This is a genomic window from Vibrio limimangrovi, assembly GCF_054064025.1.
In genome coordinates this window covers 48,640-73,402 of sequence record NZ_JBSUGF010000006.1, presented here as the reverse complement: position 1 = coordinate 73,402, position 24,763 = coordinate 48,640, and the positions used below count along the sequence as shown (strand labels likewise).

At 45.5% G+C, this 24,763-nt stretch carries 23 protein-coding genes; 12 read left to right on the top strand and 11 right to left on the bottom strand.

The window, feature by feature from the left end; translation table 11 throughout:
* Positions 1–74 precede the first annotated feature (74 nt).
* Together ACWYU8_RS06250 and ACWYU8_RS06245 are read right to left on the bottom strand one after the other, a co-directional pair.
* Positions 75–446 carry a hypothetical protein gene (locus tag ACWYU8_RS06250; RefSeq protein WP_457518094.1) on the bottom strand — a complete coding sequence of 124 codons (372 nt, stop codon included), beginning with the start codon at positions 444–446 and terminating at the stop codon, positions 75–77.
* A gap of 65 nt (positions 447–511) precedes the next feature.
* On the bottom strand, positions 512–2,764 hold the full coding sequence (locus ACWYU8_RS06245) for a glycoside hydrolase family 3 N-terminal domain-containing protein (protein ID WP_457518092.1): 2,253 nt from the start codon (positions 2,762–2,764) through the stop codon (positions 512–514).
* A gap of 405 nt (positions 2,765–3,169) precedes the next feature.
* On the opposite strand from ACWYU8_RS06245, the gene ACWYU8_RS06240 reads away from it, so the two are divergent.
* The gene (locus ACWYU8_RS06240) at positions 3,170–3,472 is read left to right on the top strand and encodes an HAD-IA family hydrolase (RefSeq protein ID WP_457518091.1); all 303 of its coding nucleotides are present in this window, start codon (positions 3,170–3,172) and stop codon (positions 3,470–3,472) included.
* Between the two features lie 273 nt (positions 3,473–3,745).
* On the opposite strand, the gene ACWYU8_RS06235 is transcribed toward ACWYU8_RS06240, so the two are convergent.
* Both ACWYU8_RS06235 and ACWYU8_RS06230 read right to left on the bottom strand, forming a co-directional pair.
* Positions 3,746–6,166 carry a flavocytochrome c gene (locus ACWYU8_RS06235; protein WP_457518090.1) on the bottom strand — a complete coding sequence of 807 codons (2,421 nt, stop codon included), beginning with the start codon at positions 6,164–6,166 and terminating at the stop codon, positions 3,746–3,748.
* Between the two features lie 5 nt (positions 6,167–6,171).
* A complete protein-coding gene (locus ACWYU8_RS06230) occupies positions 6,172–6,780 on the bottom strand; it encodes an NADPH-dependent FMN reductase (protein ID WP_457518089.1) in 609 nt (202 codons plus the stop codon).
* A 150-nt stretch (positions 6,781–6,930) separates the two neighbouring features.
* On the opposite strand from ACWYU8_RS06230, the gene ACWYU8_RS06225 reads away from it, so the two are divergent.
* Positions 6,931–7,860: a LysR family transcriptional regulator gene (locus tag ACWYU8_RS06225; RefSeq protein ID WP_457518087.1), complete on the top strand. Its 930-nt coding sequence runs from the start codon at positions 6,931–6,933 to the stop codon at positions 7,858–7,860.
* A gap of 19 nt (positions 7,861–7,879) precedes the next feature.
* Positions 7,880–8,812, top strand: coding sequence for an FAD:protein FMN transferase (locus tag ACWYU8_RS06220; protein WP_457518085.1), 933 nt, complete (start codon positions 7,880–7,882; stop codon positions 8,810–8,812).
* Positions 8,813–8,851: 39 nt separating this feature from the next.
* Here ACWYU8_RS06220 and ACWYU8_RS06215 read toward each other — a convergent pair whose 3' ends face one another.
* The 6 genes from ACWYU8_RS06215 to ACWYU8_RS06190 all read right to left on the bottom strand — a co-directional run bounded on the left by ACWYU8_RS06215 (position 8,852) and on the right by ACWYU8_RS06190 (position 14,578).
* Positions 8,852–9,619 carry an IclR family transcriptional regulator domain-containing protein gene (locus tag ACWYU8_RS06215; protein ID WP_457518083.1) on the bottom strand — a complete coding sequence of 256 codons (768 nt, stop codon included), beginning with the start codon at positions 9,617–9,619 and terminating at the stop codon, positions 8,852–8,854.
* A 144-nt stretch (positions 9,620–9,763) separates the two neighbouring features.
* Positions 9,764–10,552: an alpha/beta fold hydrolase gene (locus ACWYU8_RS06210; RefSeq protein WP_457518081.1), complete on the bottom strand. Its 789-nt coding sequence runs from the start codon at positions 10,550–10,552 to the stop codon at positions 9,764–9,766.
* Between the two features lie 13 nt (positions 10,553–10,565).
* The gene (pcaF, locus tag ACWYU8_RS06205; protein ID WP_457518079.1) at positions 10,566–11,768 is read right to left on the bottom strand and encodes a 3-oxoadipyl-CoA thiolase; all 1,203 of its coding nucleotides are present in this window, start codon (positions 11,766–11,768) and stop codon (positions 10,566–10,568) included.
* Positions 11,769–11,776: 8 nt separating this feature from the next.
* The gene (locus ACWYU8_RS06200) at positions 11,777–12,553 is read right to left on the bottom strand and encodes a CoA-transferase subunit beta (RefSeq protein WP_457518077.1); all 777 of its coding nucleotides are present in this window, start codon (positions 12,551–12,553) and stop codon (positions 11,777–11,779) included.
* Positions 12,553–13,368, bottom strand: a complete 816-nt coding sequence (locus tag ACWYU8_RS06195; RefSeq protein WP_457518075.1) for a CoA transferase subunit A — start codon at positions 13,366–13,368, stop codon at positions 12,553–12,555. The genes ACWYU8_RS06200 and ACWYU8_RS06195 overlap by 1 nt, the downstream gene beginning before the upstream one ends.
* 304 nt (positions 13,369–13,672) lie before the next feature.
* On the bottom strand, positions 13,673–14,578 hold the full coding sequence (locus ACWYU8_RS06190) for a LysR family transcriptional regulator (protein WP_236699358.1): 906 nt from the start codon (positions 14,576–14,578) through the stop codon (positions 13,673–13,675).
* Between the two features lie 125 nt (positions 14,579–14,703).
* On the opposite strand from ACWYU8_RS06190, the gene ACWYU8_RS06185 reads away from it, so the two are divergent.
* From ACWYU8_RS06185 to ACWYU8_RS06150, 8 genes are all read left to right on the top strand, one after another.
* Positions 14,704–15,822 (top strand): muconate/chloromuconate family cycloisomerase, encoded by a 1,119-nt coding sequence (locus ACWYU8_RS06185; protein ID WP_457518073.1) that lies wholly within the window; start codon positions 14,704–14,706, stop codon positions 15,820–15,822.
* A gap of 18 nt (positions 15,823–15,840) precedes the next feature.
* Complete coding sequence (gene catC / locus ACWYU8_RS06180; protein WP_065300938.1) at positions 15,841–16,131, top strand: muconolactone Delta-isomerase; 291 nt, start codon at positions 15,841–15,843, stop codon at positions 16,129–16,131.
* 60 nt (positions 16,132–16,191) lie between these two features.
* Positions 16,192–17,133 carry a catechol 1,2-dioxygenase gene (catA, locus tag ACWYU8_RS06175; RefSeq protein ID WP_457518071.1) on the top strand — a complete coding sequence of 314 codons (942 nt, stop codon included), beginning with the start codon at positions 16,192–16,194 and terminating at the stop codon, positions 17,131–17,133.
* Positions 17,134–17,233: 100 nt separating this feature from the next.
* The gene (locus tag ACWYU8_RS06170) at positions 17,234–18,610 is read left to right on the top strand and encodes a Rieske 2Fe-2S domain-containing protein (RefSeq protein WP_457518069.1); all 1,377 of its coding nucleotides are present in this window, start codon (positions 17,234–17,236) and stop codon (positions 18,608–18,610) included.
* Entirely contained in the window at positions 18,607–19,098 is a 492-nt protein-coding gene (gene benB / locus ACWYU8_RS06165) for a benzoate 1,2-dioxygenase small subunit (protein WP_457518068.1), read from the top strand. The genes ACWYU8_RS06170 and benB overlap by 4 nt, the downstream gene beginning before the upstream one ends.
* 20 nt (positions 19,099–19,118) lie before the next feature.
* Entirely contained in the window at positions 19,119–20,150 is a 1,032-nt protein-coding gene (gene benC / locus ACWYU8_RS06160) for a benzoate 1,2-dioxygenase electron transfer component BenC (RefSeq protein WP_457518067.1), read from the top strand.
* Complete coding sequence (gene benD / locus ACWYU8_RS06155; RefSeq protein ID WP_457518065.1) at positions 20,147–20,926, top strand: benzoate diol dehydrogenase BenD; 780 nt, start codon at positions 20,147–20,149, stop codon at positions 20,924–20,926. Before benC ends, benD begins: the two co-directional genes overlap by 4 nt.
* A gap of 114 nt (positions 20,927–21,040) precedes the next feature.
* Entirely contained in the window at positions 21,041–22,363 is a 1,323-nt protein-coding gene (locus ACWYU8_RS06150; RefSeq protein WP_457518063.1) for an MFS transporter, read from the top strand.
* A 133-nt stretch (positions 22,364–22,496) separates the two neighbouring features.
* Here the strand turns inward: ACWYU8_RS06150 and ACWYU8_RS06145 are convergent, their stop codons facing one another.
* Positions 22,497–22,730 carry a DUF2955 domain-containing protein gene (locus ACWYU8_RS06145; RefSeq protein WP_457518626.1) on the bottom strand — a complete coding sequence of 78 codons (234 nt, stop codon included), beginning with the start codon at positions 22,728–22,730 and terminating at the stop codon, positions 22,497–22,499.
* Between the two features lie 212 nt (positions 22,731–22,942).
* Here ACWYU8_RS06145 and ACWYU8_RS06140 point away from each other — a divergent pair, with 212 nt between their 5' ends.
* Complete coding sequence (locus ACWYU8_RS06140; RefSeq protein ID WP_457518061.1) at positions 22,943–24,484, top strand: tannase/feruloyl esterase family alpha/beta hydrolase; 1,542 nt, start codon at positions 22,943–22,945, stop codon at positions 24,482–24,484.
* Positions 24,485–24,763: the final 279 nt, after the last annotated feature.

The following is a 24,763-nucleotide window of genomic DNA, read 5'->3' as shown; positions in this document are numbered from 1 at the left end:
TATTCAAGTTATTGATCTGAAAAAGCTGGCATTGCCAGCTTTTTTCATTTGAAGTCTAGCTCTGTTTATTTTGCTTAATTCATCGGCGTTAATTGGTTGTCTGCTTCTTTCATCGAGGGGATGAGTGCCAGACGATCCACCGACATTTTGTTTCCGTCACTTAGCATGATATGAGTCACTGCCCATACCACACAGCCTTGATCAAAATTAAACAGACTGCGAACTTGTGAGTATAAATGTTTATCCTCGTAAGCCGTTGAAATCGCTTTAGCACTGCCTTGCCACGCTTCTGCAACTGTATCTACAGAGTAGGGCAAACTAATTGAAAGTAATTCAGGTTCGAGATCTTTGATTACGTTTAAATTGAGCGTTGTGGTGTCGTCTGAATTTTTCTCTACCCATAATTCGTGTGGAACAGAGCTATCATTCCAGTTCAAAGTATACATGCTATGCCTCGGTTTATAAGAATTAATAAAGGCCTGAATCGTCAGGCCTTGTAGTCTTCAGTTAATTATTTTTCGAAGCCGTCCATACCATATCCAAATGGATATAAAGTATCGGCCTCTGCATAACCAGGTGCATCTGATGCCTGGTCAATAATTGCCTGCGCTTTATTTGCTAGTGCAAATGGCAGCTTGCCAGAAGGGGTAAATTTACCTGTAACAACATCCATTAACGCCGCATCATTGGAACCAAATGTCGCCAAAATCGCACCAGCGTCATTCATTTTGCTCGTTTCATCAAGTACATATGGCTGACGGAAGTAGACAGACAGAACGGTATTTTCAGCGCCGACTTCATTCATCACTGCTTGGATATCTTCCAGTGAAGGCGAGATTTTCCAGGAAGCCCCTTCTCCGGCAGCAGCTGATGCCATTGTTGTGAAATCAAGTGATGAAACCTCATTGAAGTTCGAGCCACCGAAGTACAGTAATCCAGCAGAAGTATTACTTACTCTAACTCTGATTAACGCATAATCACTTCCAGTCGCATCCGCTACTTTTACGCCGTCCTCATTGTCGCCGACGGTGACATCGTAGCCGTGTTCTGCTGCGACAGTTCCGTCCATACCCATAGTGAATAAGCTGACTGGTGCCGATGCTGTTGATTCAGGTAGTGGAAGTACGCTGCCTTTGTTATCCAACAGCACGATGGCTTTGCGCTGTGCTTCATCCGCAAGTGCTTTGGAATCTGGGTTTGCTACAATCTCATTCGCTTTCGATGCATCAACGTATGCATCTTCAAACAAACCAAGTTCAAATTGAACTTTTAGCAGTCGTGCAACGGACTTGTCGACCTGTTCTTCCAGTTCTGGGTACTGTGTTACGACATCCAAGATATTGGCATTTTCGTGGAAACCGGAAAATACGTCCGTGCCAGCTTCAATAGCAATTTTAAATAACTCTGATTGGGTTTTGTCTTGCAAACCCCATGCACGGTTATTTGCTGGGGCTTGATAATCGGTTAATGGTGCATTTGGTTCACCAATGATGCCCGTATCAGAATTGATTACGCCATCAAAGCCAAGTTCTTTACGCAGTAAATCGTCCAGAATGCCTTTGGAGAAGGCACTACCAACATTGCCTTCAGGTGAGCCTACATCAGCGCCGTAATCGTTATTGGCCACACGTACCGTATCCTTATCTCGATCGTTAAGCAGGTCACCGAGAGGAGCGCCGACATCTAGATTTGTTTCTCCATCAGGACTATTGATTGACCAGTCACCTCCACCGACAATGCCGTAGTAAGGCATGATAGACGCAACACCAGCATCAATTGCGGCTTTAAATGGTTTTACGTGGTAATCAAATTGACCGGCTGGGTAACTTTGATGTTGGCCAGCTTGGTAGTGTGGATCCAGCCCCAAGAATTGTGGGCCGCCGCCAGGGAAATGCTTAAGTGTTAATACGATACTGTCAGAGTCAACGCTGTTACCTTGCAGGTTAGTAACTAAAGTATCGATTATATTTGAGGCTAAGTCAGCATCTTCAGTAAAGGTTTCATGAACACGATACCATCTCGGCTCGGTAGATAAATCAGCCATATAGCCATACATACCACGTAGACCGATGGCGTTCCATTCCGCTTTCATCACCTCTGCAAATTTTGCCACCATGTCCATATCGTTCATTGCTGCTAATCCGCCTTCCTTCGGGAATGCAGTGAAAGCGCCGGCCGAGACGTTAATCCCAGCTCTGGCATCTGGTTCGATATGATTTCGGGCATTAGATTTATGTAGGGCAGGAATACCTAGTCGAGTTTTTTCCATCTCTTCTTGAACGGCATTCATATACTGCGCCGCTTCCATAGGGCTTATTGGATAGTTTGCACCAAATGGGCCTGAAGGTGGGTTATCTCGTTCATCATCGGTAAGATTATCAATCTCTTCTTGTGTCAGGATGGTATTACGGAAGATAAAGCGGGTCATGTGCTGATCGTGAATATAATTTTTATGTAACGTTCCTGTCGTTCCGCGCGCTTCAGCATAGAGAGTATCGATTAGCATCATGCCGACTTTTTCTTCTAACGTCATTCGGTCTAGCAGGTCACTAATTCGTTCATCGACAGGTAAACGCCAATCCTCATAAGGAGTCAGCTCTCCATCACCGTTAGCATCTCTGAAGGTATATCCATCAATATTCAATACTTCATGAACTTTAGACTGGACGCTTGGCTGAGTGTACGTTTTGCCTTCATCAGAATTACATCCAGCAATCATAACGGCTAAAGCTACAGGGGCGAGGGTAAAAATTTTTTTGCTCATTTTTTGCCTTTTTCGTGTTATTGGACAACTAGACTATATTTTTTAATCAATTATTGGTAAACCAAAATGGATGTTTTTGGTGATATTGATCTACCAATCTTTATTATTGGTGTGTCTTTTTGTGTAATTGGTCATAAGGAGGCGGTACATAGTAAAAAGAGTGATGAGTAAGAAGAGTGCCTAAGAAGTTATTCCTGAGTTAATTAATGTGGGAGTTGGCAGCAGTTGAGACTTAATGTGTAAGCTGCCAAAGGTTTAGTTTGTTGGTCATGGAAATTGGACGCCCCACAAATTTTGAGTTATTGAATTTTTTCGGTGTCGGTGACTGCTGAGTTTAATCACTAAGCGAGTAAACAAACGACTATGGTATTAAGATGCTTTTCCATACTGTAGCAATTTTTGAATATGAACACGACGTTACAGCTAACCGGGTTGCAGCACTATTTTGAAGGCAGGATCTTCAGCGCGTTTGATGCCAATAAATGGAAACCTGATCCTCTTTTTATTCTATATGTTATGGATAAAATACAAGCCACTGCGGATGAATGTCTATTTGTTGACGATTCACTTGTAGGAATTGCAGCGGGTGTGGATGCTGGGGTGACGACCCTTTATTTTTCCCATGCTGATCCAGATAGTGAACCAGCTGAACGAAGCCATTTGTTACACAAGATAAATCATCTCACCGACGTTCTTAAATTTGTGTAATCCAGTTTAGTGCAACGTGCTGAATTGTTTCTGTCCATGGGCGTTCTAGCACGCCCTAATCGACTTTGTGAACGAAGCATTGTGAATGTTATAGAATTTACACAGGCGTCTCAGATTTATTAAATTTCCAACCACTCTGATGCTAAGTTAAAGCCTTAAAGCCAGCTTGGTTAACGATTATCAGATAGTTAAATATTAATTTGATTGTATATCTACGTGCGATTGGTGAGGGGGGAGTATTACTCGCCCCCTTTTGCTCGAGGTTAGACGGTTTTAGTCCATTTCATGGATAGCAGTTTGACCTGCAATTCGGCCAAACGTAAAGATGTCTGTCAGTGCGTTACCACCGAGGCGGTTACCTGCGTGGATACCTCCGGCTACTTCACCAGCCGCATACAGGTTCTTGATAGGTTGATTGTTTTCATCCAGAACGCGTGTTGCTGTATCTATCTTCAGACCGCCCATTGTATGGTGAATCGCTGGATGTCTAGGTGTCGCATAAAAAGGTGCTTTTTCCACTTTCAGGCTAAAGGTATCTTTATGGAACTCTGGATCGTATCCGGCTTCAACATAGCTATTGTATTTGTTAACGGTATCAACTAATACCACTGGATCCATGCCTACTTTTACAGCCAACTCTTCAAGAGTGTCGGCTCTAAATAACGTGCCGGCTTCCACTTGTCGGTCAAGTTTTTCTTGGCTGGTATTAACAGCATGTTTCTTAATCTCATCATCGGCAATCAGGTAGAAAAGACCACCTTGCTCTAGCGCCGCTTTCGTCAATACGTCACGTCCTGCGAATTCATTGATGAAACGTTTACCTTGTGTATTCACAATCACGAAGTTCTCTGGCGGCACAATAATACCGCTGAAGAGTTCTCCTGTAATTGGGTCTGCGACAGGCATCATCTGAGAGAAACCCATACCGGTTAAACTTGCACCCACTGATTGACCAAGAACGATACCGTCCCCTGTCATTGCCGAGGAGTTGGTTGTGTTGATATCGTCAGCAATGTTGCTCCAGTAGGTATTGTACTGCTGTAACATCTTAGTATTGGCACCAAAACCACCACTGGCCAGAACGACGGCTTTAGCGTGAACCGTAATTTTCTGACCGTTCACTCCGGTTGCGATAATACCTTTGATTTCGCCATCTTCCACTAGGAATTCTTTGGCTGGACTATCGGTAATGACAGTTCCGTTCAATTTTTCAATGTATTCACTTAGTGCAAGAATAAAGGCGGTACCGTATCGTTTAATTGGTTTGTGACCACGACGCCATAGTGCGCCAACCGGAGCACAAACCGCTTCTTTGTCGTATTCAACACCAATGTCTTCTAACCATTTAACACTCTCTAACGCTCGGTCGGTTAAGATCTTAACCAAGTCGTATTGACCATAAATGTCATTACCTTGAAGGTCTGAACGTTTACCACCAAAGTAGGTTTGCATACGGTGAAGCAGCGGTGTGTCGAATAGATAACCTTTGTTCTCTCCGAACTCTGCTTGGTAGCTGGCGAACTCGTCTTTAAGAGCGCGGAAGTCAGCTAAATATTCTTCGTGAACCATACTTTCGTCGGTGTTCATTATCGCTTCAAGCGTATGTCTTTCACCTGGGTTTTCATCGAAAGTGTGCTGCCACTCTGGGTTAGCCGCATTAATAGGGCCACCTGAACGGATCGTGTTACCGCCAACCGCCGGGTATTTTTCTAGCACAATAGCACTTTTACCTTGTTGCAGAACGGTTGCTGCTGCACTTAAGCCTGCACCGCCGCCGCCAATCACAACCACATCACAGGTGTACTCTTCGTCACCTTTGTTCAGGCTGCTGGCTGGTTTTGGACGTCTTTTAAGGATATCTGGGTTTACGCCAGCTAATTTTACCGCTTTAGCAACCCCATCGATAACTGCGTTACTTGTTTCTGATGCGCCAGATAAAGCATCAACGTTAAGGGTTTGACCCTCGATTATCTTGTCAGGAATACGAACAAACACAACGTCGGCCAAGCCTTCTGTCTCGCCGCCTGTGTCAATATCAATGCTTTCGATTTTCTTATCGCTGAAAGCGACTTTCATTGGTAGGGCGCCACCATGACCTAACGCACTAACTTCATAGGTTCCAGGTGTGAAAGAGAAATCTTCTTCTTCATTTAATTGATTTGAGATTTTGGCAAATCGCATAAACCTTAAGAAGCAAATTTCTAAGAAATCGATGGTGCCTTCGTTGTTAAGCTGACCATTTTCATCAAACGCTTTGTTGGCATTACCCAGTAAGAATTCGTAGCCAGGCATCACGTTGGCATTGACTCCAGGAGCATCCAAGATCTGACGAAGGTGCAACTGAGCACGAGAAGAACCCTGTGAATCAATCGATGCGCCTAGAATCATCACCGGCTTACCATCCAGAGGGTGAAGCTCATAGCTTAGCCATTCAAGCACGCTCTTTAGGCTAGAGGGAATAGAGTGGTTATACTCTGGGGTCGCAATAATAACACCGTCACTAGCGATTATTTTTTCATTGATTTCCAGAAGCTGTGGATTGTTGGACGGGTTGTCCTGATTAAACATCGGTACTTCATTGATTTCCAACAGTTCGATTTCTGCTTTGTCTTCAAAATGCGCCTGCATAAACTGAAGCAGTGTACGGTTGTGGGACTTTGGAGACGTGGTTCCTACGATTGCTGTAAATTTCATTTCTGTTATGCCTCCTGAGTTTGCCAAGCGAACTTTTTATCTTTTTTAGTGACGGATCGTTCTGATAGTAATTTTGTTATAAGGTCGGTAAATAGGACAAACTCTCTAAAGATTTCATCTAGTTCAGTGAGCTTATCTTCGTAGATTAAAGCACCGCTAGCATTAAAGGCTGATTGTGATTTTCCAAGCAGGAATTCGCTGCTGGGCATAAGTCGTGCGGCTAATTCCGGGGAGTCAAGAATCTGACGAAGGTGAGCTTGAGCGCGGGAGGAACCTAGTGCACCATGGGACGCTCCAACGATCAATACTGGCTTATCCGTGAGCGTTTGGCTGGTATAACTGATCCATTCCAACGCACTTTTTAATACAGCGGGAATCGCGTGGTCATACTCTGGTGTCGCAATAATAATCCCATCTGCCTGCAGGATCTTAGTGGACAGGTTTTCAACTTCCTCTGGCACTTGGTCTCCCTGTGCCTCGTAAAATGCCGGCAACTCACTTATTTCATAGAGCTCGATTTGGGCTTCTTGGACAAAATGCTCTTTCATGAATTGCAGTAACATGCGGTTTGTTGACACGTTTGAATTCGTGCCAACAATTGCTAAGTAGTTCATATTAGAGGTTTCCCTATATTCTTAATAACCATAATTAATTTCTGGTTACTGTTTTATCATAGGATTGTCTTTCTATCTAATAGCTATGTATTAACGTCTAATAAGTAATTTGTTATAGTGGCGAGAATGGGCGACCGGAAAGGACGGAAAATGTCAAAATACCACAATCAAAATACCTTATCGTATATTGATGCTCTGCTAAATTTCAGCAACTACAGCAAGGCAGCTGAGTCCCTTTATATCTCTCAACCTTACTTAACCCAAGTCATTAAACGGATTGAAAAAGAGCTGAATAGTCAGATAATTAACCGCAGTGAGATCCCTTTTCGTTTAACAGAGCAAGGTAAGGTTTATTATGATTACCTCGGTTCTCTTCAGACGGTTTACTCCAATATGCGCAGACAAATTGCGGCAATGTCGGAGATGAATACGCAGACAATAAAAATTGGTATTTTATCCAGTATCGGCAGCTACCTTATCCCGCTTTTTTTGCCCAAATTCGTGTCTCTGTATCCTGAATGCCAAATAGAGTTGGTGGAAGATATCCCGGAACACAATGAGAAGCGGCTTTTAAAAGGGGAGATAGACTTTTTTATTGGGCAGAACTCAAGCAATATTGCCCCTAACCTTGTCGCGGCTTCTTGGGGAAGGCATGGGTATGTCGCGGTTATACCTAAATCTTGTCCTCTTTATCAACAAGATACCGCCACCATTGTCCAAGGTAGCCTTGCCATTGAAGACTTATTACGGCAGAAGCTTGTGTTAACCGCAAAAGGATCAGCCATTAGAGCACAGGTGGATCATTTATTTAGTATTTATAAAATAAAACCCAATATCGTTTTAGAAAGCTGTGAAATTGCCACGATTAAACATCTTGCTATGGCCGATGTCGGTATGACTTTTGTCCCTGAAAGTCTGGCCATAGAGCCATGCCCTTCGAAGTACAATATTTATCCGTTACCCATCGAACAATTGAACTTAGATTATTTCATAGCCCATCATAGTGATAGGGAGATGTCAGCTGTGGACAAAGGGCTGCTTGATTCATTCTTAAATAATAAAGATACAGCCTATAGCTGATGCTTTGAAAGGAGATGACATGAACGAAGCTACTAAGGTTATTGAACTTATGGGCACAAAAATTCGCCTTTATTTTAAGGGGGAGCAGGCCGATAGATGGTTAACCGATGCGTGTGCAATGCTAAAACATTACGAGCAAGTTTTTAGTGCGAACAGTGAACAGTCTCAATTGCATTCTTTGAAAACCACGGCGAACATTACGCCTGTGGCCGTTGATCATGACTTGTATGAATTAATCAAAATAGGGAAGGAGCATAGCCTTGCCGCTAATAGTTTTTTAAATATTGCCATTGGTCCTTTGATTAAGCTTTGGCGCATTGGCTTTAAAGAGGCGCGAGTGCCAAGCCAAACTGAGATCCAACAGGTTTTAAAGTACTTAGATCCTGCTGATATTGTTTTGGACGATGAACAGCACTCTGTGTTTTTTAAAAATCAGGGTGTTGAAATAGATTTGGGTGCCATAGCGAAGGGATATTTCAGCGATAAGGTCATGGATTTTTTCAAGGAAAAACAGCCGGTTTCTGCCATGATTGACATTGGCGGTAACCTGCTAGTTTATGGAGAGTCGCCTAAAAATAATCTGGACTGGGATGTGGGGATACAGAATCCTTTTCTGCCAAGAGGGCACAGCGTTGCCAAGGTGAAGATAAGAAATCAGTCAGTTGTGACTTCTGGTATCTATGAAAGAACCTTTGAGCACAACGGAAGTAAGTATCACCACATTTTTGATAGCCACAGCGGTTACCCTGTTGAAAACAATGTGGCGTCTCTGACCATCATTGCGGATAAATCATTGGACTGTGATATCTACACCACCAAACTGTTTGGGTTGGGGCCAAAAAGTATTTTAGAGGCGGTTAATAATATTGAAGGGATGGAAGCCATTGTCATTACAGTGGATGGTCAATTCGCCACGACTCCCAACCTTCGTGACAAGATAACGATGGCTTAATGTTTCAATCAACCTAGCGCAAAGGTAATGTTGTGTGGATTACGGCAGGGACATCGAAATTCGCTCTGCAGTGTTTTGTAGCACAGGAACAAACTCACTGATCATCCTATCTACGGTGGTCTTACTTGAGTGACAGCTTACATTCAGGGTCAATCGAAGCTTTCCGTTGCGGTTGAATACGGGAACTGCCACGGAACGTAGCCCCAGCTCTAATTCCTGATCATTGATGGCATATCCTTGTACGCGAACCTTGGCAATCTCTGCCTTTAGTTCACTAGGCGATGTCAGCGTGTTTGGTGTCAACTGGATAAGATTGGATTGCGCTAACAAATGATCTAACTCTTCTTCTGGAAGTGCAGAAAGCAGTACTCGTCCCATCGACGTTGCATACGCCGGAAGTCTGGCACCGATCTGTAAGTTAAAAGCCATCAGAGGACGGACGGGGATTCGGGCGATATAAACAATATTTTCTCCCTCGAGTACAGCTGCCGAGCTAGACTCACCAAGCTGTTGAGTGACCAATTCTAATTGGGTAGAGACTGTGCCTCCGACATCCAATGTCGACAGGTAGGAATACCCAAGTTCAAGAACCTTCGCTGTTAGGGAGAATCGATTGCCGTCGGTTTCAACGTAGCCTAGTTTTAGCATGGTCAGTAAGAAGCGTCTTGCTGATGCTCTGGATAGATCGTTTTTTTTGGCGACCTCTGTGAGGGTCATACTCATCGAATTAGGCTCGAATGAACGGATTACATTGAGTCCTTTAGCAAACGTAGTGAGAAAATCTTTATCAGAAGTGCTATGTTCCATCGTAATAGATCCAAAACCGAATAATTGTGCGATTATCGCACTATAGAAAAAGACAATCAATGTCTGTAAAGAAGGAAGAATGGTTGTCGTATCAATGAAAAAATCAGGCCTCGCCAAGATCGTGGCGTGCCTGAATATTTCAAATCAACACATGTTCGATAGGAGTATTTTGCTAAACAATGCAGGATTTTCTACCGATGGGACGTGACCGATCTCATCGAGAATAATAGGTGCATTTGCTTCACTCAGGTCTGCCAGTTGCTGAAGTGCCTGAGGAGGAGTCGCGACGTCATCAGCGCCTCCAACCAAGACTAATTGCACTGCTTTGTTCAACGATTTCTGACGAAAATCGGTTTTTCCAAGCATTTCACACAGCAGCGCATAACTGCGGTTATCGCACTCAGCGAGTTGATGTTTCCAGGCGTCAATCAGACCTGGCTGTTGTTGACAAGCCAGTTGGCCAAACCAGCGTGGTACTATTTGTTCCGCCATCAAGCCTAGCCCTTTGTCGCGTACATCTATAGAGCGGGCCTGCCAGTTTTCCGGTGTACCAATCACCGCGCCTGTATTGGTTAGCACGGCAGAAATTACTCTCTCACTATGGTTGATCAACAGTTGCTGTCCAATAACTCCACCAATGGATGTACCGACAAAATGAAAACGCTCTTCTCCGACTTGGTCGGCGAGCGCGAGCACTTCTCCTGCCAAGTCATCAGGCATGATTTCAGTAGCATCTTCTGCCAACGCCTCACTTTTTCCATGACCGGGTAGATCCCAGGTCACAACTTTAAAGTTCTGGATGAGGTAGGGAAGAACTCCGTCCCAGACACTTTGATTCATACCAAGAGGGTGCGCCAATATCAGCAACGGTTTCCCTTCTTCTCCATGGCTATGGCAGCAGATAGTGCGACCTAGATAGCTCATATAACCCATGCGATCTCCTTGTTTAAGCTCTTTCGATAAGTGTCGCGATACCTTGTCCTACTCCAACGCACATCGTACATAGGGCATAACGTCCACCTGTTCGTTGTAATTGGTGTGCGGCTGTCATCAGTAAACGGGCACCTGACATACCTAAAGGATGTCCTAATGCAATAGCGCCACCATTGGGATTGACGCGAGGATCATCGTCTTCGATTCCTAATTCCCTTAACACCGCGAGCCCTTGCGCTGCAAACGCTTCATTAAGCTCGATAACATCGATATCTTGAATGCTTATTCTGTGTTTCTCCAGCAGTTTTTTCACCGCTGGCACTGGGCCAATACCCATCACTCGAGGTTCTACCCCCGCTGTTGCCATACCCAATATTTTGGCTACTGGCGTTAGGCTATGTTGACTGACCGCGTCCTCACTGGCAACGAGCATGGCCGCTGCACCGTCATTTACCCCCGAGGCATTGCCTGCTGTAACACTTCCGCCGTTGCGGAATGGAGTTGGCAGCGAGGCGAGCTTTTCCAACGTGCTTGGTCGTGGGTGTTCATCGGTATTGAATATTAACGGTTCTTGGCGTTTGCGCTGAATTTCAATCGGGACGATTTCTTGTGCAAAAATTTGGTCCGCAATTGCTTGTTGCGCTTTTTTCTGTGATCGAAAAGCAAAAAGATCCTGATCTTCACGTGAAACATGATAGGTTTCAGCAACATTTTCCGCTGTCTCTGGCATGGAGTCGACACCGTATAATTGTTTCATTAGTGGGTTAACGAAGCGCCAGCCAATCGTTGTGTCTTCAATTTGTTGGGTTCGGGTGAACGCGCTGTCGGCTTTACCCATCACATAAGGCGCACGTGACATCGATTCCACACCACCAGCCAGTACCAAATCCATTTCTCCCGCTTTGATAGCCCGGAAAGCCGTTCCGACCGCATCCATTCCTGAGCCACATAAGCGATTAATCGTGGTTCCTGGAACGGATGTCGGTAAGCCTGCAAGCAGAGCTGACATACGAGCAACATTTCGGTTGTCTTCGCCTGCTTGGTTAGCCGAGCCCATGATAACTTCGTCAATTGCTGCAGGATCCATATTGGGTGCTTGTTCTAAGACAGCTTTAAAAATTTGGGCTGCAAGATCATCTGGGCGAACACTTGCAAGGGTACCACCGAAGCGACCGATAGCTGAACGTCGAGGGTTACAAAGGTAAACATTAGTCATAGCGGTACTCACTCTTGGTTGGCATGTTGGCGCTGAGTTCTTTCTTTTAGCTCACGTAATACTTTTAGTTCTAAGCTACTTGGCGCTGGTGTCGTTTCCAGACTATCGGAAAACTGAATTTCCCAGCTAGTCGCTTCTATAACATCCTCTTGAGTCACACCAGGGTGCAGCGAAACTACTATCAATTCCTTGGTTGCAGGGTCAGGGCGAAGGATACATAAGTCTGTGATAACAACCGTCGGGCCTTTGCCGAGATTAGGGACATTGTCTCTTGCCTTTCCATCGCGACCGAAGCCTACAGTGGTGATGAAATCAACATCTTTTACAAAGGTACGTTTTGAATGCTTCACTGTGATAAAGACTTCTTTTGCATTGGTGGCAATTTCTGGGGCACCACCACCGCCTGGTAAACGCACTTTTGGTTCGCGGTAATCACCAACCAGAGTCGTATTCAGGTTTGCAAAACGATCGATTTGTGCCGTACCTAAAAAACCTACGCTGACATGACCACCTTGTAACCAATAACGAAACATTTCAGGAACAGATACGGTGCTCAATGCCGAGTGACACAATTCGCCGTCACCTATCGACAATGGCAAAACGTTTGGCTTGGTCTGCAACGTACCCGATTCATAGATCAGGGTAATATTCGGCGCATGAGTCAGTCGGGCAAGATTCGCGGCTTCACTTGGCAGGCCGATGCCGACAAAACAAGTCATGTTATCTGTTAGTGCACGAGCTGCGGTGATGCTCATCATCTCTGAAGACGTGTATTCAAAACTCATTATGCTTCTCCCTGTTCGAAAATGTTTTCCTGTACCCAAGCTTGGAAGCTTGTGCGGTCGCGTGATATGCCATCCCATTGTTTGTAGAAGCTATTGTCGCGTTCATAGTAACCTAAGGCATAGGAAGGCTTCGCACCTAAAGGAACGTGTGAAATAGCCGTGATTGCCCATGAAGGCAGAACGCAAGCGTTCACGGAAGCATCAAGATCATCAACAATTTCTTCGACCGTGACGATGCTGCGTTTAGCGGCCAGTGCCGCTTCTTTTTGCACACCGAGTATGCCTTCTATTAGTACATTGCCTTTTTTATCGGCTTTTTGAGCGTGAATGACGGTCACGTCAGGTCTAATCGAAGGCACGGCAGCCAACTGTTCGTTGCTAAAAGGGCAGGTAATGAATTTGATCTGTTCATTAACTTTTGGCAGATCACTGCCGACATATCCACGTAGAACTGCGAGGGGCAATCCAGCTGCACCAGCTTCATAAGCGCATGCCATTGCCGCATGGCTATGCTCAAAGAGTTCCAATTGATGTGGCCAGCCTTTTTCTACAGCGTCTCGTAGTCGGTGCAAAGATCCTACTCCAGGATTTCCTCCCCAAGAAAAGATCAACTTTTTCACACATCCTGCGCCAATTAACTGGTCATAGACCAAATCAGGCGTCATACGAATTAACGTTAAATCCCTTTTTTCCTGACGGATGATTTCATGCCCAGCTGCGAACGGGATGAGGTGGGTAAAACCTTCCATCGCGACAGTGTCGCCGTGGAAAATATGCTTGCTTATCGCTTCTTTGAGAGAAAGGAACTCAGCCATAACAATGTCTCCTTACTGATTATGTGTTTCACGTATTTGTGCGATATACGCACTAATATTCTATATTCGTACGTAATGTTTGCTCAAAATATCGGCCGTCGTCAAGCGAAAAGAATAAAAAAGTTCGAATATAGTTTATTTTGTGCGTATATCGAACTTCTGGTAAGTGAATTCACCCAGAAAACTAGGGGTATAGAGTGGTTTAAAAACAGAAGTATTTGTGAGGTGAAGTGTGTAGAAAGTGGCATTTAAGCCACATAAACGTTTGATGAATCGGGCAAAAGGTACCTAACCCATTTAAGGGTTAGGAGTATCGGCCCGTTCTGCGGTTTTCAACTAGCTCTTCCAAGATTGTGTTCACTAGTCGCATTACCGCGTTGATGTTTTCTCCTCTTCGGCGAGAGGCGATGACTTGTGTTTTGATACTGGTATCTTGAAGCCGGACGTACTCAATACCTTCTCGGTTTAGTTTACGTACCTGTTCCGGAACCAATGTAAATCCCATCTCTGAAGCAACCAAGGAAAGTGCGGTTTGTAAGTCATTGACTTGTTGGCTGACATTGCTTCTTAAACCACGGTTATAAAATAGTCCCTGAGTAAAATGAGCAAATTGTGCGCCGGGACCAGTGGGGAACGTGATCATTGGAATTTCGGCCAATTCTTGTAAGGAAGGGTTACTTTTCCCTAACTCATGACCACTAGGAATTGCAGCTATTAACGGTTCCTCAAACAGCAATTCCTGTTCGATTTCAGGGTCATCGATATGGACTCGGCCGAAGCCGATATCAATTTTTCCTGTTTTCAACGCTTCAATTTGGTCACGAGTTGTTAATTCATGTAACACGATTTCTAAATTTTTGTTTTTCCTTAGCCGTCTTACCATCAGTGGTAGCTGGCCGTAAAACACCGAAGGAACAAAGCCGATAGAAAATAATGTTTTGCGTTTTTTCGTTATCTGCTGCGTCCCTTCAATCGTCACCATCACTTTGTCGAGAATTTGTTTTGCATGAACTAAAAAGTACGCTCCGCCGTCCGTCAACTCTAGCCCCCGGGGCTTACGAATAAACAACTGAACACCAACTATTTCCTCAAGTTGCTTTATCTGCCTAGTTAGCGGCGGCTGGGCAATACATAGCTTTTCTGCGGCTCTGGTGAGATTTCCTTCCTCAGCGACAGCGACAAAGTATCGCAGGTGTCTTAACTCCATCATACCTCCTGGGTATTGCTCACTACTTATTTGATATTTGTATCAGTCCACTATTACACATAACCTTTACCAAACAAATGATTCACATCTCATTTACATATTGTTTAACAAAGTTACTTGGAGCCTATATGTCAGCAAACATTCATTCCATTGAGGCGAGTCTGATTGATATCCCAACAATACGTCCGCACAAGCTTTCCGTTACAACCATGGGCGTACAAACGATGGTGATTGTGCGGATTAAAGATTCTGACGGATTCGAGGGGATCGGCGAAGCGACTACCATTGGCGGCTTAGCTTATGGCCCTGAAAGCCCTGAGAGTGTCAAACTGACCATTGATACTTACTTTGCACCTCACCTCATTGGGCAGCCGTCTCACAACATCAATACCTTAAAGGTAAGGCTCAATTCTGCCATCCGGGGTAACAACCTGGCGAAGTCGGCGATAGAAACCGCTTTGTTGGATTTACAAGGGAAGCGCTTAAACCTCTCGGTATCTGAATTACTTGGCGGGGCAGTCCATCAACATCTCCCAGTTCTATGGACGTTAGCCAGTGGTAATACCAACCAAGATATCGATGAAGCACTGAGTTTAATAGACGCTCAGCGCCATTGTGATTTCAAACTCAAAATTGGTTCTGGAGCATTAAAGGATGACATTAACCACGTCATTGCTATTAAACAGGCTGTGGGCGATTCGGCGAGTATTCGTGTCGATGTCAATCAGGCTTGGGATGAATCCAGCGCCGCTATTGCTATGGCGAAATTCACTGAAGCGGGCGTTGATTTGGTCGAACAGCCAACACCAATGAAAGACTTTGATGCTTTGATTCGCTTGTCCCAGAAATTTTCCCTACCGATTCTAGCCGATGAATCAGTCGCAGACGCTAAGGATATGTATCACCTAGCAAAAGGCGGATTCGCAGGTGCAGTTGCTTTAAAAATCGCGAAAGCCGGTGGCCCAATCCAAGCCTTACAACAAGCACATGTTGCTCAAGCTGCAGGTATCGGTTTATACGGAGGCACACTTCTAGAAGGCACGATTGGCACAGCTGCTTCTTTGCACGCTTGGTCAACACTAGAAACCTTGCATTGGGGGACGGAGATGTTTGGCCCGTTACTGATGAAGGATGACATCGTGACGAATCCACTCAACTTCTATCATAACGGCGTCGATTTGCCGACAGGCCCGGGCCTCGGTATCGAGATTGACGAAGATAAATTTGCCTATTACCGCCGAAGCTAATTTTACGGAGAACCCCTCATGTTATTCAAAGTAGAAATGATCGTGAAAATTCCACACTCACTACCGGAAGATACGGTCGCTGAAATCAAAGCAAAAGAGAAGGCTTACTCACAACAACTTCAGCAATCTGGCAAGTGGCGACACTTGTGGCGCGTGGCGGGCAGTTACGCCAACGTCAGCATTTTTGACGTAAAAGATAACGCTGAACTGCAGGACCTAATAAGCCAGTTACCGCTGTTCCCCTACATGGATATCAGTGTATCCCCATTATGCCGTCACCCTTCGTCCATTCACGAAGATGACCGATAAGTTAATCAAGCAATGTTAACTCACTGAAGAAAAAAGAAAATAAAGCAAGGAGAAGCAATCATGAACGTTAAGACTATGCACACACCGGAAGTCCAGGATCTACTAGAAAAAGTGTCGGGTTTCAATAACTCTGACGGTAATGAAAGGGTTAAAACCATCCTGCATCGCCTAATGCACGATGTCTACCAGATTATAGAAGATCTGGACATTACACCGGATGAATTGTGGACTGCGGTGTATTACATCAACCAACTGGGGGCGAATGGCGAGGCAGCTTTGTTGGCTCCGGGTCTTGGTATCGACAAGTACTTAGATATTCGTTTGGACGAGGCGGATAAGCAAGCTGGCCTCTACGGCGGAACACCAAGAACGATTGAAGGCCCGCTATATGTAGCAGGTGCGCCGAAGAGTGAAGGCTTTGCTCGCATGGATGATGGCACCGACACAGAATCAGAAGTGATGCTACTGACTGGACAGGTTACGGATCAAGAAGGCAACCCGATTTGCAATGCAGTAGTAGATATTTGGCATGCAAATAGTATGGGAGCGTACTCTTACTTTGATAAATCCCAAAGTGACTACAATCTGCGCCGCCGAATCGAGACGGATGAAAACGGCCGCTACACCGCTCGCTCAATTATTCCGGCAGGTTACGGTTGTCCTCCTGAAGGCTCAACTCAGCAACTACTTAACCAGCTAGGACGTCATGGTAACCGACCTGCACATATTCATTTCTTTATTTCTAAGCCGGGTTACAAGCACCTAACTACTCAGATCAACCTCGCTGGCGATGAATACACATACGATGATTTCGCTTTTGCAACCCTGGAAGAGTTGGTTGTTGAAGCGCAACGCATCGAAGATCCAGCTAAGGCTGACGCACTAGGCTTCGAAGGTCCATTCACTCAGGTGGAATTTGATATCCAGCTGGTCAGCACAGAAAAGTCAGAGCTTCAAGTTCGCCACTCCCGCCTTCGCGCTCTTGAGGGTCAACAGGCTTAACCCATTTCCCCTACTTATTGCCCTGTGCTAACCACCTCAATGTGGAGGTGGTTACAGCACCCCTGTACCCGAAACCCAGGATGCAAAAGGAATAAATATAATGAATAGCAAACTTAAGCAACTAGCAGACAACGTACGAAACGCCGTTGTTGCCGATCCAGATACCGGACGTTACCAGTGTGATCGTGGCATTTTCACCGACCGCGAACTGTTTGAACTGGAAATGAAGTACATCTTTGAAGGTAACTGGGTTTATCTTGCTCACGAAAGCCAAATACCAAATCCAGGTGACTACTACTCTGTCACTGTCGGCAGACAGCCAGTTATCATCACTCGCACCAAAGACGGTGAATTAAAAGCCATCCTAAACACCTGTTCCCACCGTGGTGCCACTCTGTGCCGTAAGAAGCGCGGTAACAAGGCTTCTTTTACTTGTCCGTTTCATGGCTGGACGTTCCGCAATGACGGAAAACTTCTCAAGGCCAAAGACCAGAAAAAGGGTGGTTATCCGGAGCAGTTCAATACTGACGGTTCCCACGATTTGAAGCAGATGGCGAAGTTCGGCAACTATCGCGGATTTCTATTCGGTAGTTTGAGCGCCGATGTACTCCCGTTAGAAGAGCACCTGGGTGAAACGACCAAAATCATCGATAACATTGTTGATCAGGCAGAAGATGGGTTGGAAATACTGCGTGGCAGTTCAACTTACACCTACGAAGGCAACTGGAAGTTAACGGCAGAGAATGGCGCTGATGGCTACCACGTGAGTTCAGTGCACTGGAACTACTTATCGACCATGGGCCAGAGAAACTATGAAAAAGGCGGCACTGAGGCAGTAGATGCGAAAAGCTGGTCAGCTGAAGGCGGTTTCTACTCATTTGAAAACGGCCACATGATGCTCTGGACCCGCTTATTAAATCCTGAGGTCCGTCCGGTGTTCAGCCAACTAGAGAGATTGGAAAAGACCTTTGGTGAGGCAAGAGCCGACTCTATCGTCCGCACAACCAAAAACCTCTGTCTATATCCGAATGTTTACCTGATGGATCAGTTTTCTACCCAAATCCGGGTAAGCCGTCCTATTGATGTGAACAAAACTGAAGTCACTATTTATGCCTTCGCACCAAAGAATGAACCAGCAGAATTACGTGCCAAGCGTATCCGCCAGTACGAAGATTTCTTCAATGTATCTGGCATGGGGACCCCGGATGATCTGGAAGAGTTCCGCGCATGCCAGGACGGATATGAGGCAAGAGGTGCACGTTGGAATGACATGAGCCGTGGTGCCTCTCATTGGATGAATGGGCCTGATGACCATGCTAACCAGTTAGATATGAAGCCATTGATGAGTGGTACTAAACCAGAAGACGAAGGTTTGTATGTTAATCATCACCGCCACTGGCAGGACGAAATGCTAAGGGCTATTGAAGCTGAATCTGACCAAATTATTCCGGTACTTAACAAGGAGGCTGACGCATGAGCTTGAATTACCAAGATATAGAACAGTTTATCAACCGTGAAGCCCGCTACCTCGATGATAAAGATTGGGATAACTGGCTAGAGTGTTATCACAAAGATGTGACTTACTGGATGCCAGCATGGGATGACGACGATCAGTTGACTGAGGATCCACAGACCGAAATATCACTGATTTACTACCCGAACCGAGATGGTTTAGAAGACCGAGTTTACCGATTGAAGACGGAACGTTCTGGTGCAAGCTCGTTGCCAGAGCCACGCACTAAACACTTCATCAGCGGGTTGGAGATCCTGTCACATCAAGGGAATGAGTTGCAGCTGCGTTTCAACTGGCTGACTAAGTCTTATCGCTATAAGAAGACACAGGAATACTACGGTACTTCTTTTTACACCTTAGATATCAGCACCGATACCCCTCTAATCACATTCAAAAAAATCGTGCTGACTAACGACTGCATCAATCAGGCAGTTGATGTTTACCACTTGTAATGGATTGCGGGAGTATCAATATGACTTATAACATTGCACTCAATTTCGAAGATGGCGTCACCCGTGTTATTAACTGTAACGACGGCGAGACGGTTCTCGATGCAGCATACCGCGCACAATTAAACTTGCCTATGGACTGTTCAGACGGAGTTTGTGGTACGTGTAAGGGCACTTGCCGTCAAGGACAATACGATTTAGGCGAAGAGTATATCGACGAAGCGCTAACGGATGAAGAAGCTGAAAAAGGGCTTATCCTGACCTGTCAAATGGTACCGTCCAGCGATTGTGTTGTTGAAATCCCAGCGGTTTCTTCAATGTGCAGCAAGGCTGCAAACAGTACAGTTGCGGGAACCGTCGATGTGGTCAATCTCATTTCGCCGACTGCCATCGAGCTAAAAATAACCGCCCAAAGTGATATCGGCTTCCTTCCTGGGCAATACGTAAATATACAGGTTCCGGGCAGTAATGAAACCAGAGCCTATTCATTCAGCTCACTACCTGGAAGTCGAGAATTGAGTTTCTTAATCCGAAATGTCCCAGGTGGTCTGATGAGCTCTTGGTTGGTCGGCAAAGCCAAGTCCAACGATACAGTCACGTTAACTGGTCCAATGGGCGTGTTCTATTTACGTCCGGTTGAGCGTCCCGTTGTGATGCTCGCTGGTGGTACGGGATTAGCTCCATTTCTTTCTATGCTGGAATATCTAAAGGAAAAAGGGTGCGACCAACCGGTACATCTGATCTACGGCGTCACCAACGACGACGATCTGGTGTGCGTATCTGCCTTGGAATCCTTTGCCGCCAGTATCCCTAATTTCAGTTTTAAAACGGTTGTCGCGAGTGAAGAAAGCGATCATCCGCGCAAAGGATACGTGATCAATCATATGGAAGACGCGCCTTTCAATGATGGTGATGTTGACGTCTACCTTTGCGGGCCACCACCAATGGTGAATGCGGTATTAGGCCACTTCGAATCTCAGGGAATCAAACCGAACTCTTTCCATTATGAGAAATTTACTGCGAGCGTCACTCCTGCTTCTGAGGAGGCTGCATGAGCGCCCGTTTTATCAATAAGGTCATGATTGTCACCGGGGCTGCGCAAGGTATTGGTAAACGCGTAGCCGAACTGGCCGCGAGCGAAGGTGCAACGCTGGTTCTGGTCGATATCGCCGACTATGTGCATGGCGTGGCTTCGCAACTGCAAGAGCAAGGAACGGAAGTACTGGCGCTTCAAGCTGACTTGGAAACATGGCAAGGCGCACAATCCGTTATGGAGAAAGCGTACGCACAATATGGTCGTATCGATATTCTCATCAACAATGTGGGCGGAACCATTTGGGCTCAGCCATTCGAATATTACCAACCAGAGCAAATAGAGAAGGAAGTTCAGCGGTCACTGTTTCCTACGCTTTGGTGTTGCCGGGCTGTCATTCCTTACATGTTGGAGCAAAAGGGTGGGGCTATCGTCAATGTCTCATCCGTCGCTACCCGAGGATTGATGCGTGTTCCCTATGGCGCTTCTAAGGGAGGCGTCAATGCACTGACAGTGAATATGGCATTCGAATATGCCGAGCGCGGGATCCGAATAAACGCCACAGCACCCGGAGGCACAGAAGCTCCAACAAGGTTAACTCCGCGCAATCGTGAACCCCAGCAGGAAAGGGAAAAAGGGTGGTATCAAACACTTATCGACCAGACGAATGACACCAGCTTTATGCATCGCTATGGAACGCTCGATGAGCAGGCTGAACCAATCCTGTTTTTGGCATCTGATGCCGCTGGTTACATCACTGGAACAGTGCTTCCTGTGGCAGGAGGAGATTTAGGTTAGTAAAGAAAAGGAACAGGTTTTAATAACGTAAAAACACAAAATAAAGAACATGCAAGGAGAGCACAATGAACAACGAATTCCAGCATCTTACCAACTCAAAAGGGGTAGCTGCGTATGAGTAATATTAATGTCAATGAAGCTGTCGACAACGCGAAATTTAACCAATTCCATTGGAAAGTACTCTTTTGGTGTACTTTGATTATCATTTTTGACGGCTATGACCTTGTTATTTATGGCGTTGTTTTGCCTAAATTAATGAGCCAGTGGAACCTCGACCCTTATGTTGCAGGCATGCTGGGAAGCGCCGCATTGTTTGGTATGATGTTTGGCGCAATGGGTTTCGGCATGTTGTCGGACAAACTTGGCAGGAAAAAGACCATTCTGATGTGCGTGGTACTGTTTAGTGCCGTTAGCGCGATTAATGGTTTAGCTAGCACACCATGGCAGTTCGGTATTCTGCGTTTTATTGCTGGTTTAGGTATAGGTGGCGTGATGCCTAACGTCGTTTCACTCATGACAGAATACTCACCGAAAAAAAGCCGAAGTACATTAGTTGCGTTGATGTTTTCTGGCTATGCTGTCGGCGGGATGATGTCAGCAGGGTTGGGAATCTGGATCGTACCTCGCTTCGGATGGGAAATTATGTTCTTCCTTGCAGCGGTCCCTCTAGCCCTGCTTCCACTGATGATTAAATATTTACCGGAATCGCTGACATTCCTAGTCACGCAGAACCGTGAGCAAGAGGCCCGAGAGCTACTCGCTAAGGTAGAGCCCAGCTGCGAAATTAATCAGGACTCAGTACTCGTTGTCTCATCAGCTGAAAAAGCACAAGCTCCGGTATTAGAACTATTTCGTGACGGACGAATGTTTAGCACCCTAATGTTTTGGACGGCATTTTTCTGTTGTTTACTGATGGTTTACGCACTAGGTTCTTGGCTGCCAAAACTGATGTCGGTGGCTGGCTATGGATTAAGTTCAAGCCTGATGTTCTTAATGATCCTCAATGTTGGTGCGATTATCGGGGCTGTCGGTGGTGGATGGCTTGCGGATAGGTTCTCTTTACGCTCTGTACTGGTATGTTTCTTTATTCTTGGCTCTATTTCGCTGGTCATGCTTGGCTACAATAACCCAACTTGGGTTCTTTATACTCTCGTAGGTATCGCGGGAGCCGCAACCATCGGTTCGCAGATTTTGTTGTATGCGTATGTCGCTCAATACTACCCAACTAACATCCGATCTACAGGCTTAGGTTGGGCATCTGGAGTTGGTCGTAATGGTGCTATTTTTGGTCCTATGGTGGGTGGCACACTTTTAGCTATGGCTCTTCCTCACCAAGTAAACTTCCTGGTCCTTGCTGTTCCTGGGATCATCGCTACTATTTCTATGATTTTAGTCGATCGTAACTTTAGTAGTAAGCCACTCTCAGTAGAGGCTTGATTAGCAAACTTAACCCGGCACGCTAATGTGTCGGGATTTTTAGTTTGAGGATGTTAATATACGTGCCTAGCAACACTTCGTATCTTGCACGATGATGTTGTTTGGCTGGTGGTACTGGGCGAGCGGTTCTTGGTTATGCATCAAGGATAATAACGTTAAGTAAATAGGTAAAGCTGACGGAGAGAATACTGACGATCAAATTGTTTGTAGCTAGATCGTTTACATCTGTATCTGGATAACTGGCAAAGTGTACTAAGATGCTTAAGCTCAATAAGCTAGCACAACCGAAGGCTGGTCTATGGATACCACAATCACAGCGACTCTGCTCTGCGATGCTGCTTGTTGGAGTCGCCGACATCAATAGCATCACTAGTTGCTCATTTGCATAACATTCAACAGTTTTATTTTATGAGCCCGCTGCAGCTCCAGTTTTTATACCAATTGTTAACAAAACGCGTTCAATCAACTCCCCCGTTAATTTGTAGGATAAGGCATGTAACGTGGAGAATTAGACACGAGGTTTGTTGTTCTTTCACCCATAATAGACAGTAGGTTATTTATAACCATTGGAGCAAATGGATGAAAAAATCACTGATTACTACTGCAATATTGTTTACCGCCTTTTCAGGAGCAACTCATGCTGCTGACTGTTCAGAGCTGGCTAATGTTAAGCTAGTCAATGTTGATATTACGTCAGCAAAAACTCAAGCTGCCCAGACGCTGCCTCCTGATCCTATGAGTGCTATGACCGGCGCATCGCCCACCGCAGTCGAAGTTGGAGAGCATTGCCTGGTAGAAGGTAAGATTGAAGATCGCGAAGGTGTGAATGGGCGTTATGGCATTCGATTTCAGTTAAGAATGCCTGTCGGCTGGAATGGTCGCTTCCTATTCCAGGGAGGTGGCGGTACCGATGGCTTTATTGCGCCAGCAGTTGGCACGATCCCGAGTACGGGCTCAACCGCTAAGCCAGCCCTCGAAAGAGGTTATGCGGTAGTTAGCATGGATGGCGGTCATGATGGTTTTAACATGGACTTTACTGCTGATCAGCAAGCAAGGCTGGATCTGGCTTATGCATCAATTGGCAAAGTGACTCACACCGCCAAGGCGTTAATTCACTCTTACTATCAAAAGTCTCCTAATGAATCTTTCTTTATGGGCTGTTCCAATGGTGGACGAGAAGCGATGATGGCAGCTTCCCGCTTCCCACTAGAGTTTGATGGTGTGGTTGTCGGGAACCCTGGTTTTCATCTGACCCGTGCAGCAATAGGAGCGGTCTGGGATGTAGAACATCTGCGCGCCATTGCACCTGAAGGTAAATTATATCAAGCGCTTACTCAGGATGACCTGGATATAGTTTCTAACGGCATACTGGAAAAATGCGACGCTCTGGATGGTGTTAAAGATGGTATTGTCGCTAATTATCCGCAATGCCAGTTCCAGACAGATAGCTTAAAAGGCAAGTTATCCGAGCCAAAGCTCGCGGCAATAACGGCCATTATGAAAGGTGCTCATGACAGTGCAGGTAACCCTGTTTATACTGGGTGGCCGTGGGATCCTGGTATCAACTCTGCGGGTTGGCGAGCCTGGAAACTGGGAACTGCAGATCATCCAGGTTTGCATGAAAGTATGAGTATTCCTTCTGCTGGCGCAATGTTTATGACACCGCCGCAAGCAACGCCAAGCGCACCAGACTATGGTAAATTTGCTGCAGATGTTGCAGATGTTGGTGGTTACTTTAATGCTGATGAAACTTTCCTTACTACATTTGCTCAGCGTGGCGGCAAGATGGTGATATTCCAGGGTTTAGCTGACCCAATATTTTCCGCAACGGATATTGCCCGTTGGTATGAACAGACCAGTAAAGATACCGGCACCGATGTGGCGCAGTTGTTTATGGTTCCTGGCATGACTCACTGCGGTGGTGGCCCGGCGTTTGAAGATTTTGATCCGCTAACAGCGCTGGAACAATGGAAAGAGACAGGTGAAAAACCAAAAGCAATGATAGCCAAAGCTCCAACCATGCCAGAGCGAGAAATGCCATTATGTGCTTATCCTAATTATGCCAAGTTTACTGGCGGTGATAAGAATAATGCCAGTAACTATCAATGTGTTGCGCCGTAATTCAATTTGAACCACTCCCCGGTTTAACCGGGGAGTCCTGAAGGCAAGACGGTGACCACCCTTGCGGTGCGTATTTATCTAGCTTGCAGATAAAGCTGACTGATTAAATCTCTTTTTGAGTTTGCTTTATTCCCGCCTTATTTCATTTTTCATCAGCTTAGCTATTTGAAACCACAAATCTACGCTGTCGTCAGACGGATAAACAGTAATGGATGTTTGCTTTGTTTATCAACTCAATTACTGGAGGAGTGAGCAATAATTAAACAGCATTAGGCAAAT

Bases quoted from the DNA above. Each gene is read 5' to 3' on its own strand.
- ACWYU8_RS06240 (WP_457518091.1), top strand. From the start codon at position 3,170: ATGAACACGACGTTACAGCTAACCGGGTTGCAGCACTATTTTGAAGGC.
- ACWYU8_RS06230 (WP_457518089.1), bottom strand. From the start codon at position 6,780: ATGAACTACTTAGCAATTGTTGGCACGAATTCAAACGTGTCAACAAAC.
- benB (WP_457518068.1), top strand. From the start codon at position 18,607: ATGAGCTTGAATTACCAAGATATAGAACAGTTTATCAACCGTGAAGCC.
- ACWYU8_RS06170 (WP_457518069.1), top strand. From the start codon at position 17,234: ATGAATAGCAAACTTAAGCAACTAGCAGACAACGTACGAAACGCCGTT.
- ACWYU8_RS06150 (WP_457518063.1), top strand. From the start codon at position 21,041: ATGAGTAATATTAATGTCAATGAAGCTGTCGACAACGCGAAATTTAAC.
- ACWYU8_RS06250 (WP_457518094.1), bottom strand. From the start codon at position 446: ATGTATACTTTGAACTGGAATGATAGCTCTGTTCCACACGAATTATGG.
- ACWYU8_RS06210 (WP_457518081.1), bottom strand. From the start codon at position 10,552: ATGGGTTATATGAGCTATCTAGGTCGCACTATCTGCTGCCATAGCCAT.
- benC (WP_457518067.1), top strand. From the start codon at position 19,119: ATGACTTATAACATTGCACTCAATTTCGAAGATGGCGTCACCCGTGTT.
- catC (WP_065300938.1), top strand. From the start codon at position 15,841: ATGTTATTCAAAGTAGAAATGATCGTGAAAATTCCACACTCACTACCG.
- ACWYU8_RS06190 (WP_236699358.1), bottom strand. From the start codon at position 14,578: ATGATGGAGTTAAGACACCTGCGATACTTTGTCGCTGTCGCTGAGGAA.
- ACWYU8_RS06215 (WP_457518083.1), bottom strand. From the start codon at position 9,619: ATGGAACATAGCACTTCTGATAAAGATTTTCTCACTACGTTTGCTAAA.
- ACWYU8_RS06245 (WP_457518092.1), bottom strand. From the start codon at position 2,764: ATGAGCAAAAAAATTTTTACCCTCGCCCCTGTAGCTTTAGCCGTTATG.
- ACWYU8_RS06220 (WP_457518085.1), top strand. From the start codon at position 7,880: ATGAACGAAGCTACTAAGGTTATTGAACTTATGGGCACAAAAATTCGC.
- ACWYU8_RS06185 (WP_457518073.1), top strand. From the start codon at position 14,704: ATGTCAGCAAACATTCATTCCATTGAGGCGAGTCTGATTGATATCCCA.
- benD (WP_457518065.1), top strand. From the start codon at position 20,147: ATGAGCGCCCGTTTTATCAATAAGGTCATGATTGTCACCGGGGCTGCG.
- ACWYU8_RS06200 (WP_457518077.1), bottom strand. From the start codon at position 12,553: ATGAGTTTTGAATACACGTCTTCAGAGATGATGAGCATCACCGCAGCT.
- ACWYU8_RS06145 (WP_457518626.1), bottom strand. From the start codon at position 22,730: ATGCTATTGATGTCGGCGACTCCAACAAGCAGCATCGCAGAGCAGAGT.
- catA (WP_457518071.1), top strand. From the start codon at position 16,192: ATGAACGTTAAGACTATGCACACACCGGAAGTCCAGGATCTACTAGAA.
- ACWYU8_RS06140 (WP_457518061.1), top strand. From the start codon at position 22,943: ATGAAAAAATCACTGATTACTACTGCAATATTGTTTACCGCCTTTTCA.
- ACWYU8_RS06225 (WP_457518087.1), top strand. From the start codon at position 6,931: ATGTCAAAATACCACAATCAAAATACCTTATCGTATATTGATGCTCTG.
- ACWYU8_RS06195 (WP_457518075.1), bottom strand. From the start codon at position 13,368: ATGGCTGAGTTCCTTTCTCTCAAAGAAGCGATAAGCAAGCATATTTTC.
- pcaF (WP_457518079.1), bottom strand. From the start codon at position 11,768: ATGACTAATGTTTACCTTTGTAACCCTCGACGTTCAGCTATCGGTCGC.
- ACWYU8_RS06235 (WP_457518090.1), bottom strand. From the start codon at position 6,166: ATGAAATTTACAGCAATCGTAGGAACCACGTCTCCAAAGTCCCACAAC.